Origin of the sequence: Shewanella oneidensis MR-1 (assembly GCF_000146165.2) — a bacterium.
Taxonomy (GTDB): domain Bacteria; phylum Pseudomonadota; class Gammaproteobacteria; order Enterobacterales; family Shewanellaceae; genus Shewanella; species Shewanella oneidensis.
Genome location: NC_004347.2, coordinates 2821093 through 2840327 on the forward strand (window position 1 = coordinate 2821093; position 19235 = coordinate 2840327).

Below are 19235 nucleotides of genomic sequence, written 5' to 3' on the forward strand. Positions count from 1 at the left end.
AGTTTGATAGGAGATAGACCATGCATCCTTTACGCAACGGTTCGCAAGCAACAGCAAGACCAGCAATAAAGCCTTTAATTGGCACTGCTGGTTGGTTCACTGAGTCTGGTGATAACAACGTCCCAAGCTACCCAGGTGCAGATTGGTTTAACCATGTGATCGCAGAGTTTCAGAATGCCTTGGCTGAGATGGGGGTTACGTTTGATCCAACAAAAGACGACCATTTACAAATCATATTTGCATACTTTAAGGATTATCTTGAACAGATAGGCATGACTGTAAGTGATAATGAGCAGGTACTACAGACATTGTTTTCAGCAAGTGTTGTCCCTGCAAAATTCACTGCTGCGGCACTTTCATTTTTCAACTCTAAAAAATCTACTTCAATTTTAGGGGATTCAATTACCCATGGTGCGTTTTCAGGCAATTTATTTAGCAATGGATGGGCTAGGCTTTTTGCAAGAGCACTTAATGCAGAATATGGCTCATCTAGCTATGGATTTACTCCGTTTTTAACGCTTGGAACTGGTCCAAATTTAAGCATAGATGTACATAATGTATCCATCTCTGCCGGTTGGGTTAATTTTGATAGTAATAATGCTGAGTCAGTAGTAACTGGGCAGTTTTTTAGATCGCAGGCAAGTGGAAATACTATTTCTTTCAATTTACCTACTTTTATGCCTCGGGGTAAGCTGCATTTTGTTAAAAAGCCAACCGGTGGTACTTTTGATGTTTCGATAAATGGAGTAGTTACAAACACCGTTGATACAAATGGTGTTTTAGATGAATTTTCATCTGTAGAGTTTGCATTAACCGATAATGGCTTAGGTTCATGCACGGTTTTAATCACCACAACAAGCACTAATGATGTTGATTTTTTTGGTATTTCTTACCTTAGTTCGTCTTTGGAAACTGTATGCCATAATTTTAGCATCTCAGGCCGTCGGCTTAGATATGTTGGTGATAATGTGTTACAAACCGTCTGCGAAAATTCACACACTCTTATCATGGCTTTAGGCCACAACGATTATGGCGAAACCGATTTGTCTTATCAAAATTCAGTATCTGCTAAAATTGATTTTTTGATAGAGCAAGTTAATGCTAACAAGGTGTTAGTAGTAGTTCCTGATTTTTGTTGGTCAGCGGATAAAAACAATTGGATGAGAGTTTTGCTTAAAAAATTAGCGACTCAAACTAATGGTGTTTATGTGGATCTGCCATCTTCTCTGTTGAAAAATGATGGCTCTCCAGCTGATTCTAACCATTTGATTAACGTTTTAGGTATGTGGGTTGATGGTAGTCATCCAAATGAGAGAGGAAATGCTTGGGTATTTGAGATGATAGGTAAAGCTATGAAGCTATCATGTACTAGCAAAGTCCAGACATTGGGAAATCATGATTATCGAGTACCTTTACAGTTGTCTCCTGCTGTATCAATTAAAAACTCACTAACTACTACCCTGTCATCGGTTGTTAGAAGTGGAAATGCATTGTTGTTAAATTTTTATATAACTAAAAATACAGTAGAGCCAATTCCAGTAGGGCAATATGTCTTATGTTCCGGATGGCCTGATAGGTTTGATTTCTCTGGGATACAAGGCTCAGTTTTTCCTGTCATGCAAATCGACGGTTCTACTATTATTGGTGGTGTTGTTGTTAGTGCTTCTGGTGAGGTAGTCCTAAATATCACTTCCTTATCAGTGTATAACGATCTTTATTTCCAAGTAGCAGTAGCTAGAAACAAATAAAATCAGACTATTATTTTGAGCAAAGATATATTGCTCAAAATAATAGTCCTTCTTGCTTATTTTTCGCGGCGCGGCTCATCGGGCATATTGGCAATAGTGCTCATCCTAAATGATAACTTGCAAACATGCCCTTAAGGGCAAGCTTATTTCTTCGCTTTTTTAGCTGACGATTCGCTTACCCACTTGCCATTGACATAATGGGCGGACCATCCAGTGGCTTTACCGTCAACCTCGGTCGCCACATATTGGTCTTTGGTCTTACGGCTAAACTTCACCACCGCCTTATTACCGTCATCATCGGCGATAGGCGCATCAGCAAGATACTGATACTTAGGCCATAAGAATTCTCGGTATTTGACCAACTCTTCAACCAATGGCGCACGGGTTTCCCTCGATTTAGGGAACGTACTCGCCGCTAAGAAAATCCCCGCGGCACCATCACGCAGTACAAAGTGCGCATCCGATTTACTGCATTTCAGCTCAGGCAGATAAATGGGATCTTCTTTTGGAGGCGCAGCTTCGCCATTTTTCAGTAACTTACGGGTATTCTTACATTCCTCGTTAGTACAGCCGAAATACTTGCCGAAACGACCGTTTTTCAGTTCCATATCATGGCCACAACGGTCACATTCGATTAACGGCCCTTCATAACCTTTAATCTTAAATTGTCCTTCTTCGACCTCATAACCTTCACAAACTGGGTTATTACCACAAACATGCAGTTTGCGTTTCTCGTCAAGAAGGTAACTGTCCATCGCAGTGCCACATATGCCACAGCGGTGCTTCGCACGTAACGCATCGGTTTCAGCATCTTCGCTGTCGCTTATCGCTTCAATGCCTGGCGTTAAGTTCATGGTGGTTTTGCAGCGCTCTTTTGGCGGTAGCTCATAGCCAGAACAACCAAGGAAAACCCCTGTGGTGCCGGTACGGATCCCCATTGGACGCCCGCAAGTCGGACATTTAATATTGGTCATCACCATTTGATTAAGGCGCATACCGCCTTCTTCTGGTGCAAGTTCAGCTTTCTCTAACTGTTTAGTGAAATCCGCATAGAAACCATCAAGGACTTTTTTCCAATCCAGCTCACCTTTGGCGACATCGTCTAGAGTCTGCTCCATACTGGCGGTGAAGTCATAACTCATCAACTCGGCAAAACTATTTACTAAGCGTTCACTGACAATTTCGCCCATTTTTTCGGCATAAAAGCGACGGTTTTCAACTTTGACATAACCGCGTTCTTGGATAGTCGAAATAATAGTGGCGTAAGTCGATGGGCGACCAATACCGCGTTTTTCTAATTCTTTAACCAATGACGCTTCACTGTATCGCGCTGGCGGCTTGGTAAAATGCTGTTTCGGCTCGAGTTCAACGAGGGATAATACGTCGCCTTCATTCACCGCGGGTAGCGTATTATCTTCTTCGTTTTTCTTCTTGATTGCGGTCTGAACGCGCGTCCAACCGTCAAAACGCAAAATTCGCCCCGTTGCTTTAAGCTCGTAGTCAGCCGCTTTTACGGTCAATTTAGTGGCATCGTATAGGGCGGGAGTCATCTGGCATGAGACAAATTGACGCCAAATCAGTTCGTATAGGCGCTGGGCATCGCGTTCCATATCGGTTAATGCCGCGGCTTCTACTTTTACGTTCGATGGGCGAATCGCTTCGTGCGCCTCTTGAGCGCCTTCCTTAGAGCCGTAGCGGATTGGCTCGGCAGGTAAATACTTGGCGCCGTATTCTTTGCCGATCATCTCACGTACGCTGTCTAAGGCTTCTTGGCTTAGGTTAGTCGAGTCAGTACGCATATACGTGATATGGCCAGCTTCGTATAAGCGCTGGGCCATCATCATGGTTTTCTTCACCCCAAAGCCTAAACGAGTACTGGCTGCTTGCTGTAAGGTGGAGGTAATAAAGGGAGCCGAAGGTTTACTTTGAGTCGCTTTATCTTCACGGGCAATCACTTTAAAGCTTGCCGAAGATAAAGCTTGCACTGCGGCTAACGCTTGCTGCTCATTGGTGGGCTCAAAGGCCGAATCTAAATACTTAACCACTTCCATCCGCAGCGCTTCGCTGCTAGGGGTATTAAGCTGGGCATGTACATCCCAAAACTCTTCTGGCACAAAGGCTTTGATTTCACTTTCGCGTTCAACCACTAAGCGCACAGCAACCGATTGCACTCGGCCTGCTGATAAACCGCGGGCGACCTTTTTCCACAACAAAGGTGACACCATAAAGCCCACCACACGGTCTAAAAAGCGCCGTGCTTGCTGAGCATTGACCATATTGGTATCGAGGGATGCAGGCTTGCTAAAGGCTTCTTGAATCGCTGATTTGGTGATCTCGTTAAACACCACACGCTGATACCGTGAAGGATCGCCACCAATCACCTCTTGCAAATGCCAGGCGATTGCTTCCCCTTCACGGTCTAAGTCCGTTGCGAGATAAATTTGGTCAGCAGAATCCGCTAAGGCTTGCAGCTCTTTAACGACTTTCTCTTTACCCGGTAGGATTTGATATTTAGCCGCCCAGCCCTTTTCAGGGTTAACGCCCATACGCGATACCAGCGCTTGATGGTCTTTCACCTTTTTGTATCGCGCCTTTTCTTCTGGCGACATCTTCTTCACTTCGGCGGCGGATTTCACCTTTTCAGTGCCGTCAGATATAGAAGATGTAGGTAGATCACGGATATGACCCACGCTCGATTTAACGATGAATTCTTTGCCAAGATATTTATTGATGGTCTTAGCTTTGGCCGGTGATTCGACAATAACTAGCGATTTACCCATAGTTTGATTTGCGCCAAAAAATCTCAAGAAGGTGGAAATTGGCTCCATATATAGAGGGTTGCACTGAGAGTTTCAAGCTAATCCCTCTTTTATATGTACCAGCGAGTCACTTTTTAATCAAAGTTGAAAAAATGTAAAAAAATAATATTGCGTAATTAAAAACTAATATTTCATTATTTGCCAGCAAGCAAGAAATAGTTATGCATTTATCGCGAAAAAGTCGCTTTGAGCACAAAACCGTGCGCTTGTGCCCACAAAAACCTTCAGTATACTGGGTCGCTTCAGGGACCATTTGAATAAATAATAACCTTCCCTATCACAAGGATATGCAATGAAGCACTTTGAAGCGAATTTCGACGGACTCGTTGGGCCAACCCACAATTATGCCGGTTTGTCTTTTGGCAATGTGGCCTCACTCAACAACGCCGCTTTAGTCTCAAATCCTAAAGCCGCCGCTAAGCAAGGTTTGCAAAAAGCCAAAGCACTCGCTGATTTAGGGATGATCCAAGGCATGTTAGCGCCACAAGAGCGCCCCGATCTTAACACGCTGCGCCGAATTGGTTTTTCTGGCAGTGATGCCCAAGTTTTACAACAAGCGGCTAAAACGGCCCCAGCACTGCTCAATGCCTGTTGCAGTGCTTCAAGCATGTGGACGGCCAATGCGGCAACTGTATCACCCAGTGCTGACACCCGTGACGGTAAACTACATTTTACGCCCGCCAATCTGGTCGATAAGTTGCATCGCAGCATCGAGCCCATCACAACGGGGCGCATCTTAACAGCAACTTTCAATGATCCCCACTATTTTTATCATCATAATCATTTACCTGAGCATAATAGCTTCGGTGATGAAGGCGCCGCCAACCACACTCGCCTATGCCAAGAATACGGCCATGCTGGAGTGGAACTCTTCGTTTATGGGCAAGAGGCAACAAATCCTCATGCACCTAAACCACTGAAATTTCCGGCAAGACAAACCCTCGAAGCCTCAATGGCAATAGCCAGACTGCATCAACTCGAAGAAGATAATTGTGTCTTTATTCAGCAAAATCCCGCAGTGATTGATCAAGGCGTATTCCACAATGATGTGATTGCTGTGGGTAACCAAAACGTGCTGTTTTACCACGAGCAAGCGTTTTTAAATACGCAGGCAAAATTAGATGAAATAAAACGCAAACTGGATACCGAGTTATATTTTATTGAGGTCCCTACGGCAAAAGTCTCGATAAACGATGCGGTGAAGAGTTACCTGTTTAATACCCAAATCATCACCCTTCCTTCAGGGGAAATGGCGATTATTGCGCCGACAGACTGCCAAGAAAATCCAGCCGTTTACGCGTATTTAAATGAGCTACTCAGCTTAAATACCCCCATCAAACAAGTGCTGTATTTCGATGTGAAACAAAGCATGCAAAATGGCGGAGGACCTGCTTGTTTACGCTTACGAGTCGCCATGAATGAGCGCGAAGTTGCCGCAGTAAACCAACACACGCTGCTCACCGATGCCTTATTTACCCGTTTGAATACTTGGGTTGAAAAACACTACCGCGACCGTTTGTCGACTGAAGATTTAGCAGACCCACAATTAGTTATCGAATCGCGCACTGCATTAGATGAACTGACTCAAATCATGAAATTAGGCAGCGTTTATCCCTTCCAACGATAAACTGAAATCGCTCATGAATTAACAGACAAACAGGTTTTGTGCAGTAACAATAAGCCCCAAATTTGGGGCTTATTTACTTGATAAATAGGCGTTTATTGGCCGAACAATTCAACTGGAGCATCATTAGGCGTGAGCTGCAACTGGGTCTCAAACTTCATTCCTAATTTACTCAGTAAAGCTTTCGAGGCTTGGTTATGCGGGCTCACAATGGCCACAATGCGCTCAATGCCAAGGGTTTTACCCAGCTCAAGGGATGCTGCTGCGGCCTCAAAGGCGTAACCCTTACCCCAATACTGGGGCAAAAAAGCATAGCCTAAATCCACATTCGCCAGCGTGGGCCTCTTAATTAACCCGCAGATCCCAATTGGAAAACGATTTTCGGCAAGTTCCACCGCAAACAAGCCAAAACCATGCTCGCGATAACTGATGGCTGGACCATTGGCGATATAATCCTTTGCATCCTGCAGCGTGCGCACACCCTTATCGCCAATATTATCGATAAAACCTTGGGTATTAAGTAGCACCAAAATAAATGAAGCATCCTCAGGAGTTAACTGCCGAAGGATTAATCTTGGGGTTTGGGCAACTTGCATACCAAGTGCTTGCATACTAAGTGCTCCCATTCAAAGGATGATATGCAGTCGTTATAAATAACGGGCGTACTGGCTGCCGTCTTTTTGGAGTTTAATTGGGGCAGCAACTGCAGGGGTGCCTACATATAAAAAGCCCACAATTTGATCCTCTGGTGCTAAGCCTAATGCCGCATTCACATTGGCATCAAAGGCAAAATCCCCAGTACGCCACACCGCACCTAATCCTAAAGCAAATGCGGCCTGCTGCATGGCCATCGTAGCGCAGCCCGCAGCAATTTGCTGCTCGAGCACTGGCACTTTAGGATGTTGCTGCGTTTTAGCAACAACCGTTATCACCATAGGAGCTCGCATCGGCATCCCTTTGGCTTTATGAATAAAATCCTCGTCACCGCCACTGGCTTTGGCGGCATAAACATAGATATCCGCTAAGGTGTCTAATCCCTTCCCCGTGGCAATAATGAATTCCCAGGGTGCTAAAGCACCATGATCCGGTACCCGTATCGCAGCATCTAAGATGATTTTTAGCTCGCGCTCGTTAGGCGCCGGAGAAGTTAATCTTGGGGTGGATTGGCGAGTGAGTAAAAGTTCGATAGCGTCCAAGTGATTATCCCTGTTCTTATCAATGAGTGCGTTTAAATTGGCTAAAGCATAGCAAATTGCACGTAAAGGGAAATAACAAATCCCGCACTAAGGCGGGATTTCAAATCGATACCGAAGCTTACTTTACGCCATAACGCGAAGCGATAAGATAATCAAGGCTCGTGTATCGCCCTCCTCCCAGACTCAATAACGCCAAAAGCATAATAAAATAAGTCACCGCAAACTCAATTCCGTTATTCAATACAACCAAGTTACCTGAACTGGTTAGCCAATCGTAATTGCCATACTCCTGCAGCAGAGATTTGGCTTGAGCAAGTTTTTCGCCCGCTTCCAGTACGCGATCGTTAGCAAGCCATGAACGGCCATCGGCAATCGCCAACCAACCATTCGGCCAATGCACGGTAAAAGCGGCCACCAGCATTGTAATCATCAGCGGGATAGAAATCAGTCGCGTAGCTAATCCGAGTAATAACAAAATCGCCCCAAAAAACTCAGTGCCCGCCGCCAGCGCGGCCATTAATGTCGGCATTGGTAGACCCAGCCCCCAGTCGGGATTAGCAAACCAAGCAACCGTATCGTCAAAGTGGGTAAGTTTGTTATACCCCGCCTGCATCAGTACGGGCGCAAGATAAAGTCTAAGGGCTAAGGGCGCTAGCCCATCAAACAAATGGCTAACATTGAGTGATTTTTGGTAAAAAGTAACGAAGGACATGGGCAATCTCTTCAACAAAATGACGTTGCCCAATAGACCTTATAACCTGCATTAATCTTTCACAGCCATAGTCGCCTTTTCGATACCCTCTTGATTTAACTCCCTTAGATCTTGGATCAGTTTGTTCAGCTTCTTATAAAAATGTTTGGACTGTTTAGGTGACAAGCTGGCATTGATAGCCAGCAATAAAGCACCAAAGGCCTCGGTATTTTGCCTTAAAATGGCGCGGTGTTTTTCTGATTTAAGCTCGTCTGGCTGTGTCATCAGCAAAGTCAAACGCTCGGTCAGCAGCGGAATATCGCTGCGCTGCCCTAGGGCAATCTCAAACTGGCGTAGCCATTCATGGCGATAGTCGAGCCACATATCCAAGGTGGATAACCGCTGTTGATTATATTGATGGATAAGCTGTTTTTGCTCATCACTGACACTACCAAGCCAGTCATTGAATTGTTCGTTCAAATTATCATCAGCATCTTGCTGAAGCTGCTCAGGAGTTTTACCAGCAAACTCCTTAATCAATTCCTGCTCGTCTTTTCGAGACTGGGCGAGAATTTGCTTTACCTGTGCTTCAGTTAAGGACCCAATGATGGGCAACATGTCAGGTAGCGCAAATTCAAATAACCTAAACCAATGCCGCTTGGCGAGTGTGACATGCTCAGCCCAAAGCGCAGGGGTTAAGGTATTGGTTTGAATGAGATGTTCAACTTCGGTTAACTGAGCCACATAGTGAGTAAGCTCTTCAGATTGATGCCAAAGCACAAACTTTTCGATAAGTTTATCCATACTTTTTTGCTGGGTTTTATTTAAAGTGACATAGTCATCTAATTCCCAGCCGATGGCCCAGTCCAGAAAATGATAACTGAACTTAGTCGAACAGGCGGATAATCCTAACAGCATTACCAACAGCAACATGGTTTTTTTCATCAATTCGCATCCTTTCACTCTTTGTCATCCTACGACACCTAGGTTAACAAAAAGTTGCGCCAGCAACATAGTTCTGAACACCATTCAAGTTCTGATGTTTGCCGCTAAAGTGTCTCCTAAGGTGACTGTGTTTAAGCGTCTTGGCTTACCAGTGACCAAAAGCTATCAAACCAAGCAAGATACTCCTGCTGACGCTCAGCATCGGTTTGCGCTGCTATCAGTAGCGCCCAGTAAAGCGCAAACACCCAATACATGTCAATCGCGGCAGGAACCGCCGTTATCGCCGTGGATGTAACGCCTGGATGATCGGCAAGATATTGCCGCACTAAAATATGCCGCTGCACAGGCGTTAATCTATGGGTCGCCAGCACAACAGCCAACTCACATAAAGGATGGGAGGCTGTGGCGTATTCAAAGTCGATACAATACAGCTGATTATCCTTTAGCAGCAAATTATGTGGGTTTAAGTCTCGATGACAAAATTGCGCCGCCACTAAACAATCGGCTAACACTGTTGTCCAACGGTGAATTTGCGGTTGTAAGCCCAATAATAAGTCCAGCCGCGTCTGCCAAGCGCTGCCTTTATCGGTTGCAGCAAAGGCTAATAACTGTTGATGATATTGCTGCCACTGCTCAGTCACGCTGATGTGATAAGGCCCAGCCGATTGCAAACGTAACCGTTGCAATAATTGCAGCAATAAGGAATGCACGCGATTTGGGCACTGAGATTCAAGTAAGGCGAGCGGTGTTAACTGTGCGGCAAAAGACTGAGGCATACAAGCCTGGTGTAATGCGCATTCAAAATTTTCAGCATGCGCTTGCAACCACGTTTGTAGTCTCTGTTCACCAAGGGTGAATTCAGCCGCACTGCATTGATATGCTAAATTTTTCCAGTTAAGCGCACCACGAACATCCGCCCAATCGCCAAGCATGTCCGGTATCTGCGATGCATTAAGTAAACTGGCGATGTCCTGTGATTCGATAAACGCACTTAAATAGTAACGATGATCGCAACTTGTCCATATCAGCTCAGGCGCAAGCTTTGCCTTAGCCAGGTTACGCCAATAAAACAACTCCTGCTCGCGTGAGCAAAATCGGTCGGCAGCTTCGGCATTAAGGCGTAACGCGTATTGTGTCGTAGGCGTTTGAATATGATAGTTATGATTACTTAACCCACCCGCCAACTCGTGGATGTGCGTGACATGGCTTAGCCCTGCCTGGCGTAATATAGGTACCAGTCTTGCAAACTCCTCTGCAGATAACGGCAGCATTAACGGCTTACCACTGATGTTGCAGTTAAGATCTTAGGTGTTGGCAGTTGGCACATATCAGTATTTGTCATCACTTAACCAAGTAACTTAGCGGCACGTTCGCCATTAAGATTGAGACGACTCTCAGCCAGTGCGGTGCGCCATAGGAAATAGCCCACAACAGCTAACCCCACATAAAGCACAAATAATAATGATGTCAGCATTAGCCCTTTACTCAGGTAAAGATAAATCGACACCAGATCGATAACCACCCAATACAACCAGTTCTCCAACACCTTTTTAGCGACTAAATAGGTGGTCATCACCGCAAAGCAGGTGGTCGCAGCATCGAGATAAGGAAAAGAAGCTTGAGTAAAGGTCGCCATACCATGACCAATACCAAGTGAGACTAGCGTCGTAGCTGCAATTAACTTTAAATGGGTTTTCAGCGGCCAAGTGGTCACCTTAACACCTTGATGTTTATCGCCACCTTGGGTCCAGAGCCAATAGCCATAAAGTGCCATGCCCATATAATAGATATTGAGCATCGACTCCATCAGCAATGCCACTTTCCAAAACAACACAGTGTAAATGGCCGTGCTGGTAAACGCCGCTGCCCAGCACCATACGCTTGCCTTCATCGCCAAAAGCAAATATGCCATGGCAAGTACTACAGCGAGTGCTTCCCATGCGGTCATCACATGGACTTCCCCTAGAGCCGCATTAACACTATTGACTAGCGTTAACCATAAATCTGTCATTGCCTTACTCTCACGATAAACTGCATTCTAAAATCTGTTAACTTGAGCCGTAACTGTGTAAGCCAGCCTTAGATTGACCACAGTAAATCGCGCTGTGGCCAAGCACATTAAAAGCATTACTCACTGTGGGCTAAATTCAGCTCACCACCAATAAACTTACACACAAACACGGCTTTGCCCCATTTTTCATGGGCGGCTTGCATTTCGGTGGCCAGCATCGCCATCACGTCCGAATAGTCGCCGCACACTTGGGTCGCCATCGCATTCGTCACGCGCTCAATCGTTGGATAACTGTCCAAACGATGAATAAACCATTTAATTGGATCGAGGTAATTTTCATTAAAAGGATACATGCTAATTTCGGCGGTCAGTTTCATCTTCAATCCTTATTTCAAATACTTATCATAAAATAACCGCACCGTGAAACGATATAGCATCAAGCCTCAAGTCTCACTCCACAGCGCGGCTAACTTGGGTACTACATAAACTTAACGTTCAGTGTTACCCCAATTTGGCGTGGATCGCCGTAGCGGATATATTGTTTTTCCGCCCAGCCATTATCGGGCTCATTACCAAAATAGAAGCCACGAACGCCATATTCTTCATCAAATAAATTGCGGCCCCATAAATACGCCGACCACGCACTTGCCTCATAACCTAAACGCGCATTCACAACAGTATATGGCTCGGAGCGGGAATCGTTACTGTCTGAGTAGTAAAACTCGCTCTTACCACTCATATTCAAGTTGGCAAACCAACCCGAGTTCGCACGATAGGTGCCGCCTAGGCTGTAGGTTAAGTGTGGTGAATGGGCCAGATCGCGCCCCGTTAAATCCACATCAGTACCGTATTTATCTTGATATTGGTAATTACCGTAAGCGGTCTGTAACCAGCCAAGGCTTGAGTAAAACTGGAGATTATCCGTGGCGTACCAAGTTGCATCTAGCTCAGCACCGTAGTTGTTTGAGCTACCCGCATTTTCAGTGTAGAGAATAAACCGTTGTGGCTTATTAGGATCTTGCTGGGAAGCAGCCACCTGCTGATCCTGTCTATCCATATAGAACAGCGCCAGATTAGTGTCGATAAGCCCTTCAAACCAATGGGATTTTAAACCGATTTCGTAGTTGTATAGGGTTTCGGTATCAAACTCTTTTTTATCATTGAGTTCGACTGGCAAGGTCATATTAAAACCACCCGCCTTGTAACCTCGCGCCACTCGGGCGTAGACATTGTGGGACTCATTCAGCACTTTACTCAGTGCGATATGGCCGCCCCACATGGTTTCACTCGGGTCAAAATTATCATTGTTGGTGTCTGAGTAGTGACTATTACGACGCTCCACACGTAGCCCAACTGATAACACATAGTCAGCACCTAAATCGGTGTCCAGCTGGCCAAATAACGCATAGTTTGTGGCTTCATACTGCGAATCTAACACTTCATCAGGCCAGGTATTATATTCAGAATACAATTGGTTATCTTCTTTGAGGTTCATGGCATAAACCCCAATCAACCAATCGGTTGAGTCTGCAAAAATACGGCCTTGGTCGGTCGAGCTCAAACGAAACTCTTGGGATAAGGTTTTACGCTGACCGGTTTTGTCCCAAAAGTAATCATACTGACAAGGCGATACATTACCGCCCTCTTCACATTGTTTAGATGCCCAATACTCAGAATTGGCCCAATCGCCATCGTAACTATAATGATGATCGGTATTGGCAAATGAAGTCAGCGAGGTCAACTCAAACTGCTCTGCCCCCGAATAAGTCGCTTTAAAACCTGCGCCTGTGGTGCGCTGGCTATCGACACCCGGTTGATCAGTTATGGTGTTTGTCGGATCGTTGGTTAAACTCCACACATCATAACCGTTATCAAAATCGGCATGTAGCAGGGTTAAATCCAGTTGCAGATCATCAGTTGCATACCAGCGCAATTTCGCGCGGCCGGTAAATTCATCGCGGCCATTGGTATCCTCTTTATTTAAATACAGATTGTCACGATAACCGTTTTGCTGATGTTGCTGCAGCGCCACGCGGTATAACAATTTACCTGAATCGCTTAAGGGACCAGAGCTAAAGCCACTGAAGGTTTGCAGATCGTCATTACCTAAAGAAACCTCGGCGCCATGTTCAAACACATCGGTTGGGTCATTACTCTTAAGGTAAATTAAGCCCGCTAACGCATTGGCACCGTAACGCGTCCCTTGCGGGCCGCGCAACACTTCAACCTGCTGCAGATCGTACATGCTCGACACCATGCCGATACCGGATAAATCAATATCATCAACAATATAACCAACTGATGAGTTAGGTGCGCCTTGATATTGCTCTTGCTCACCCACGCCACGGATCTGGAAATACTTGGGGCGAGAACTACCACCTGACCAGTTAAAGTTGGCGATGGAGTTCATCACATCTTCAAAGTGCTGGGCGTTTTCATCTTGAATTTGCTGGGCATCGATAACGGTAATGCTTGAAGGCATTTTTTCTAAACTGGCACTGCGAAAATCCGCCGTAACCACCATGATTTCCATATCATTATTGGGATCAGGTTTGTCGATAGCATCGGTTTGCGCCCATGCCGACGCACTTAAAGCCGCAGAGACGGCCAGCGCTAATGGTGCACGAGTTAACGATATCGTGAAGATTGAAGATTTGTTGTTAGACTTTTTGTTAGACATAGGACCTCAAATATACGTTTGAGATCCGGCAACGAATAAGCGATTCAGAAGTGTGCTGTTGATTGGCCCATTCCTACGCCGGTATTAGCCGGATCAGGTTCTAAGGGTTCGTCTGATGACATCTCAGTCTGCCGAATTTTGGCAAACACCCCTTGGCGGCGCTTAGTATACATGACGAAAATAATAAAGTAGACACACTTCTGCCTGTGATGCCCTGAAATAGCCCTCAAATCATTGTCTATGAACCCTTTGAAAGCATCATGTTAAACATCGCAGCTAAAATTCTTTGGCCCATTTGACCGCTTATCACGATAATGTTATAGAAGGCCGCCATTGCACATAGGATAAGAGGATCATACTCAATGCAGCTAAAACCGTTAGCCAAAGGACGTTATAGCCAGCGATGGGAGCAAGACTATCCCCTTATTGAAGCGGTGATACTCAGCTGTATCAGCGAAGTTAAAATGCTTAAAAAAGGCACTCACCTCATGACACAAGGTGAAGCCATAACCTCATTGGTGTTGGTAAAACAAGGGCGCGTATCACTTGGCCATACCGCCAAAAATGGCCGATGCTTTCAATTAGGGACTATCGATTGTGATTCGCAACTTTTTGGTGAAATGGAGTTTTTTACTCAGTATCACTGTCAGTTGGATATTATTGCCAATGAGCCCTTAGAAATTATGGTCATTAGCGCCGAAAAACTGCAGCACTCCCTTGGGCAACATCCGCAGCTAGCGTTATTTTTCGCCAGTGCTATTGCCATTGACTACCAAGACACCGTCGATATTTTTACCCGGCGACTGTTGTATCCCATCAGCTATAACGTGGCATACGATATTTACCATGAATATTTAAATGATTTACCTGTCGATGGCTTTAGTAAACGCTATTTAGAGGCGGAGCGATTTGGTACAACCGATCGCGTCTACCGAAGAGCACTACAACTGCTTGAAGAACTTGGCCTGATTGAACGAAACAAAGAAGGGATTAGGATTAAAGATCTCAATGCCCTTAAACAATTTGTTGAAGCTGCGATATAACAAATTAAAAAAGCCCACTCGTGAGAGTGGGCAAAATCCATTTACGTAACAAAAGGATTTTTATGCCGTTGCAGACTTCATTCGACCTGAAACAATCAACATAATAAATATCGCTACATATAATAGCGGAATGACATACATCACAGTTTGCAAACCAATAATGCGTTCAAAGAATGAGCTAATGGCGGGACTAAACATGGCGCCGGTACTGCCACTAATCAGAATATAGGACACATTTTTACTGCTGGCCTTTTTAACAAAAGACACACCATAAGCAATAAATGCGTTGTAAAGGGCTGCACACACAAAGCCATAACCATAGGTTAAATAACTCATCCAATGAAGCTTATCGGTCGTCACAATCATGAAAGTGATGACCATGGCAAGGCCGATAATCCCAACTAAGAAATGGTGAATTTTTACCCGAGTCACAATCAGCGTCGAAATTAACGCACCAATCAATGCAGCAGACCAATATTGGGTAATAATATTGCCCGCTTCTTCAAATGGAATATCAAATTTTTGCTTAACAAATAAAGGGGCCCACGTTAAAAACGTATAGAGTGCTAGCATGCCTAAAAACAGCCCTATGCCACCGCTAATAATGCCGAAATTCCATTCCGATTGTTGCTTATCTTCCGTATTCGATGATTGCTCACATAGCGAAAAATTAGTGAACAAGGTAATAATCACGGTTCCTAACGCGACTAAACCTACGGCTAAGTAACTGTAACTCCATGACAATGAACTTGTGAGTGCGTAAGTTGTGATTAAAGGGAAAATAACCCCAGCAATATTAAACGTGGCATCTTGAACGACGAGCATGGTGCTTTGTAATTTCTCTTGCCACACAGATACCACTATCGTACCCGCAATACATAAGCCTACACCGCCACAAAAACCAATTAACGTCATGGCGACCATCACTACTTTTAGCGAAGGGGTAAGATGTAACGCGACAGCACACAATGCCACTAGGCTGTAACTAATTAAGGTAATTCGCTTGATACCCAATTTTTCAATAAAGAAAAAAGCAGCAATAGTTCCCGCCAATGCGCCACCATTAAGCAAGGAGAATATGGAGGCAACGTCATTTACGTTTGCTGAAAATTTATCCGCAATAGGTTCAATCAGCATCCCAAATTGAGTTGCAAAACCCGCCATAATAAAGTTAGCGAGAAAACTAATCGCGGTTAAGGTGATTTTATTATTCATATTGTCATTCCATCAGTGAAATGCTAAGGGTACAAAGGATAGCGTTAACCCTAATTAAGTGCGGTTTCTAAGGCGAGTTCAATCATATTATTGAAAGATAACTGCCGCTCTTGCGCCGTGGTTTCTTCACCCGTTAAACAGTGGTCCGACACCGTCAGAATGGCTAACGATTCAATACCCTGTTGGTGTGCTAAGCCATAAAGTCCAGCCACTTCCATATCAATACCTAATACCCCGAAACGCTCAAGCGCAGGGATCATATCTTCGTCAGGATCATAATAAAGATCGCCACTAAATACGTTGCCAACTTTCACGCTAATGCCTTTTTCATTGGCTTTGGTATAGGCTTTGTGCAGTAAGGAAAAGGTGGCTGAGGTCGCCATATGGTAGCCACTGCTGCGTTTAGCATTCGTCGGGGAATCTGTGCCTGCGGCTTGAGCTAAAATCACATCGCGCATTTCGACATGCTGTTGGGTCGCCCCTAAACTACCGATACGAATAATGCGTTTCACGCCAAAAAAATTAATTAACTCATGACCATAAAGCACCATAGATGAAATACCCATGCCATGGCCCATCACCGAAATACGTTGCCCTTGGTAATAGCCTGTGTAACCCAGCATATTGCGAACGTTAGTCACTTCTACGGCATCCGTAAGATAGGTTTCAGCGATATATTTCGCCCGCAGTGGATCGCCTGGCATAATAACAGTTTCAGCAAAATCAGTGGGTTGAGCATTAATATGAGCCGTCATAGGTCTATCCTCATGTGGTAATATGCAGATAGTAGTGCTCAAACACGAAAAATTTTTAGGACTAAAGTCCGGATTTTCTCTTGCTTAACCCCTTTTTTGTTAAAAGTGGATAATTTGTCGCAACGTTTACACTTAGCATAATAAAACCTAGTAACAAAAAGCGGCTTAACACATTGTATTTGATACAAATAAAAAAGACTTACTCAGCAAATAGAGTAAGTCTTATTAGAATATATTTTTTATCAAAAATGCAGAAAAACCAGTACAAACTCACTAGGGCGTGTTGACGTTTCGAGATTAAATTTTGTTCGTTCTGGCAAGCTCGTGCTCGCGAAACGAGGAATGATGTGTAGTTATTCTACTCAAATGACGAGTGACAAAGAGCAAGGGCTTGCCAGACGAACCCTTCGGGCAGCATTTGGCTGACGTTTCTGCTGCGTTATCGTCCGTTTATGTAGAATAACTACACTGCACGGACTTTGCCTTGCATAAAAGCCAGCCAAATTGCTGCAAAAATAACCCTGAAACGTCAACACGCCCTAGCAGTAAACTAGTTTGAATAGGTCTTGCGCACATAAACGTCGAATTTCACCACTTGGGCATTAGGCGCGACTGCCGACACTTGTAACTGTTGTTTACCGTGCAATTTAACCGATTTCCAACTGCTACCTTCATCTTCAATAGTAAAACCGCTGGCGTCATACCAAGTAAACTTGTATTGCACTCGCATATCGCTAGAAGATTTACTGACGATCAGCGCCGAACCTTGGATAAGATCCCCTACCCGGCGCGCCTCAACCCCTTGCACACTGATATCACGGGCAAAGCTCTTGCTATCGACGCGATTTTCACCCAATGAACTCACTGAAATACCCGCTGTATTAGAAGAGCAGGCACCAAGTGTCAGTGCCGCTGCTAGCATTAATCCACTGTAAATTGATTTCATGTTGTTTTCCCTCACTCAAAAAACCTTAGCGACAAACGACTTATGGGCAATGACACTAATCGAATCGAGCTGAACTTAGGCTTAACGCGAGCACGCAAGTCCAGCTCAAAGCAGTTGTTAATCAATTAAAAAATGCGCCCGCGCGGTGGCAATCAACTGTTTACGATTGGTTTGCCAGCAATTGATACTCACGTTAGCGACCCGTCGACCTTGGCGGGTAATCCTGCACTCGGCAAAGCTGTCTTTATGTAAGCCCGCACGCAGGTAATCAATCGAGAAATCAACCACCTTAGGTACTTTGGCGGTTTGCATAAATACCATTAACTGCACGATAGCTGACATTTCCATAAAACCAGCAATCACTCCACCATGAATGGCGGGCAGAATGGGATTACCAATATTGTCATCCTTGGCGGGAAGTTTAAAAATCAACTCATCGCCAAACCGCTCCACCTTCATGCCAATAAACTTAGCATAAGGCACATGTTCGAGCAGATGACCAAAGTCGTTCAGCTCGGTCGCCCGTTTAACAATCCCTTGTACATCAAGGATTTTAGACTCCGTTGGTATAGCATCGGTCGTCTTATTTGAGCTCATTTGTCTCTCCTAAGGGCGGCACAGCTTCTCCAATCAAAGCTTGTCTAAAGGCATCGCCTACCATTTCAGGGCTAATCCGCATAAAGGAGCCCACCGCATGTGCGATAGGATCATCGATACTGTCCTGATAGGCAATGGCGCGGGTAAAAGCGATATTGGATGACAACTTATAGCACTCTGCAAAGCCATACACTGATTTATGTGGCTGCGCGGGTTTCATATAATCTACCCGTAGATCGAGGGTAGGCGAAATCTCTAAGGATTGATACTTTTGAAAAATCGCACTCACTACGGCACTACCACAGGCGGTGTCCATCAAGGTGGTGATCACACCGCCGTGGATAACGCCAGTATCGGGATAACCAATTAACTCAGTACTATAGGGTAACTCAATTAGCACATGGTGCTCACTGGCTTCGAGCACGGTTAAACCTAAACGACGACATTGAGCTAACTGATCGACAAACCGCTGTGCCATTTGGGTTAGCGGAAAAAAATCGGGATTAACCTTCATTGACCTTGGCTCAGCATGGGTCCCAGCGGCTCTCCGCCGACGAGGTGAATATGGATATGGTACACTTCCTGTCCGCCATGTTTGTTGCAGTTCATGATTAAACGATAACCGTCTTTAGCAATCCCCGCCTCTGTTGCCAGTTTGGCTGCCACTGTCATCATCCGGCCAAGTGCTGGTTCATCCGAGGCTTTCATGTCATTTGCGGTTGGGATCAAATGATTCGGCACAATTAGAATATGGGTTGGCGCCTTCGGTGAAATATCTCTAAAGGCGGTCACCAGCTCGTCTTGATACAGAATGTCGGCGGGAATTTCGCGGCGGATAATTTTGCTGAAAATGGTTTCTTCGGCCATGGGGAGTCCTCCTTGGGTTAATTGGGATAGTATACTAGCAATTCAATGCGTTGTGTCTCCAGATATTTTGTGTTTCATTTGCCTGTTGTCGGTATTTT

18 protein-coding genes and 1 riboswitch are annotated in these 19235 nt (G+C 44.9%); of the genes, 3 read left to right on the forward strand and 15 right to left on the reverse strand.

Annotation, left to right across the window (positions count from 1 at the left end; all coding sequences use genetic code 11):
• Positions 1–20 precede the first annotated feature (20 nt).
• A complete protein-coding gene (locus tag SO_RS23085) occupies positions 21–1748 on the forward strand; it encodes an SGNH/GDSL hydrolase family protein (RefSeq protein WP_011072650.1) in 1728 nt (575 codons plus the stop codon).
• Between the two features lie 143 nt (positions 1749–1891).
• Here SO_RS23085 and topA read toward each other — a convergent pair whose 3' ends face one another.
• On the reverse strand, positions 1892–4528 hold the full coding sequence (gene topA, locus SO_RS12490; RefSeq protein ID WP_011072651.1) for a type I DNA topoisomerase: 2637 nt from the start codon (positions 4526–4528) through the stop codon (positions 1892–1894).
• A 331-nt stretch (positions 4529–4859) separates the two neighbouring features.
• Between topA and astB the strand changes: the two genes are divergently transcribed.
• Positions 4860–6194 carry an N-succinylarginine dihydrolase gene (astB, locus tag SO_RS12495; protein ID WP_011072652.1) on the forward strand — a complete coding sequence of 445 codons (1335 nt, stop codon included), beginning with the start codon at positions 4860–4862 and terminating at the stop codon, positions 6192–6194.
• Positions 6195–6286: 92 nt separating this feature from the next.
• Here astB and SO_RS12500 read toward each other — a convergent pair whose 3' ends face one another.
• From SO_RS12500 to SO_RS12535, 8 genes are all read right to left on the reverse strand, one after another.
• Positions 6287–6787 (reverse strand): GNAT family N-acetyltransferase, encoded by a 501-nt coding sequence (locus SO_RS12500; protein ID WP_164925883.1) that lies wholly within the window; start codon positions 6785–6787, stop codon positions 6287–6289.
• A 51-nt stretch (positions 6788–6838) separates the two neighbouring features.
• Positions 6839–7387: an NAD(P)H nitroreductase gene (locus SO_RS12505; protein WP_011072654.1), complete on the reverse strand. Its 549-nt coding sequence runs from the start codon at positions 7385–7387 to the stop codon at positions 6839–6841.
• Positions 7388–7505: 118 nt separating this feature from the next.
• Positions 7506–8099: an HvfX family Cu-binding RiPP maturation protein gene (locus SO_RS12510; RefSeq protein ID WP_011072655.1), complete on the reverse strand. Its 594-nt coding sequence runs from the start codon at positions 8097–8099 to the stop codon at positions 7506–7508.
• Positions 8100–8150: 51 nt separating this feature from the next.
• Complete coding sequence (locus SO_RS12515; protein ID WP_011072656.1) at positions 8151–9023, reverse strand: DUF6279 family lipoprotein; 873 nt, start codon at positions 9021–9023, stop codon at positions 8151–8153.
• A gap of 131 nt (positions 9024–9154) precedes the next feature.
• Complete coding sequence (locus tag SO_RS12520; RefSeq protein WP_011072657.1) at positions 9155–10294, reverse strand: phosphotransferase; 1140 nt, start codon at positions 10292–10294, stop codon at positions 9155–9157.
• A gap of 74 nt (positions 10295–10368) precedes the next feature.
• The gene (gene pnuC, locus SO_RS12525; RefSeq protein ID WP_011072658.1) at positions 10369–11034 is read right to left on the reverse strand and encodes a nicotinamide riboside transporter PnuC; all 666 of its coding nucleotides are present in this window, start codon (positions 11032–11034) and stop codon (positions 10369–10371) included.
• Between the two features lie 116 nt (positions 11035–11150).
• A complete protein-coding gene (locus SO_RS12530) occupies positions 11151–11411 on the reverse strand; it encodes a hypothetical protein (RefSeq protein ID WP_011072659.1) in 261 nt (86 codons plus the stop codon).
• A gap of 101 nt (positions 11412–11512) precedes the next feature.
• Positions 11513–13714: a TonB-dependent receptor gene (locus SO_RS12535; protein ID WP_011072660.1), complete on the reverse strand. Its 2202-nt coding sequence runs from the start codon at positions 13712–13714 to the stop codon at positions 11513–11515.
• 53 nt (positions 13715–13767) lie between these two features.
• A riboswitch (TPP riboswitch) is annotated at positions 13768–13877 on the reverse strand.
• 199 nt (positions 13878–14076) lie between these two features.
• Here SO_RS12535 and SO_RS12540 point away from each other — a divergent pair.
• On the forward strand, positions 14077–14757 hold the full coding sequence (locus SO_RS12540) for a Crp/Fnr family transcriptional regulator (RefSeq protein ID WP_011072661.1): 681 nt from the start codon (positions 14077–14079) through the stop codon (positions 14755–14757).
• Between the two features lie 60 nt (positions 14758–14817).
• Here the strand turns inward: SO_RS12540 and tsgA are convergent, their stop codons facing one another.
• The 6 genes from tsgA to hinT form a co-directional block, all read right to left on the reverse strand.
• Complete coding sequence (gene tsgA, locus SO_RS12545; protein ID WP_011072662.1) at positions 14818–15972, reverse strand: MFS transporter TsgA; 1155 nt, start codon at positions 15970–15972, stop codon at positions 14818–14820.
• 50 nt (positions 15973–16022) lie between these two features.
• On the reverse strand, positions 16023–16727 hold the full coding sequence (deoD, locus tag SO_RS12550; RefSeq protein WP_011072663.1) for a purine-nucleoside phosphorylase: 705 nt from the start codon (positions 16725–16727) through the stop codon (positions 16023–16025).
• Between the two features lie 550 nt (positions 16728–17277).
• Positions 17278–17673, reverse strand: coding sequence for a YcfL family putative periplasmic lipoprotein (locus SO_RS12555; RefSeq protein ID WP_011072664.1), 396 nt, complete (start codon positions 17671–17673; stop codon positions 17278–17280).
• A gap of 117 nt (positions 17674–17790) precedes the next feature.
• On the reverse strand, positions 17791–18270 hold the full coding sequence (locus SO_RS12560; protein ID WP_011072665.1) for a PaaI family thioesterase: 480 nt from the start codon (positions 18268–18270) through the stop codon (positions 17791–17793).
• Positions 18257–18784, reverse strand: a complete 528-nt coding sequence (locus SO_RS12565) for a PaaI family thioesterase (protein WP_011072666.1) — start codon at positions 18782–18784, stop codon at positions 18257–18259. Before SO_RS12565 ends, SO_RS12560 begins: the two co-directional genes overlap by 14 nt.
• Positions 18781–19137, reverse strand: a complete 357-nt coding sequence (hinT, locus tag SO_RS12570) for a purine nucleoside phosphoramidase (RefSeq protein ID WP_011072667.1) — start codon at positions 19135–19137, stop codon at positions 18781–18783. The genes SO_RS12565 and hinT overlap by 4 nt, the downstream gene beginning before the upstream one ends.
• Positions 19138–19235 lie beyond the last annotated feature (98 nt).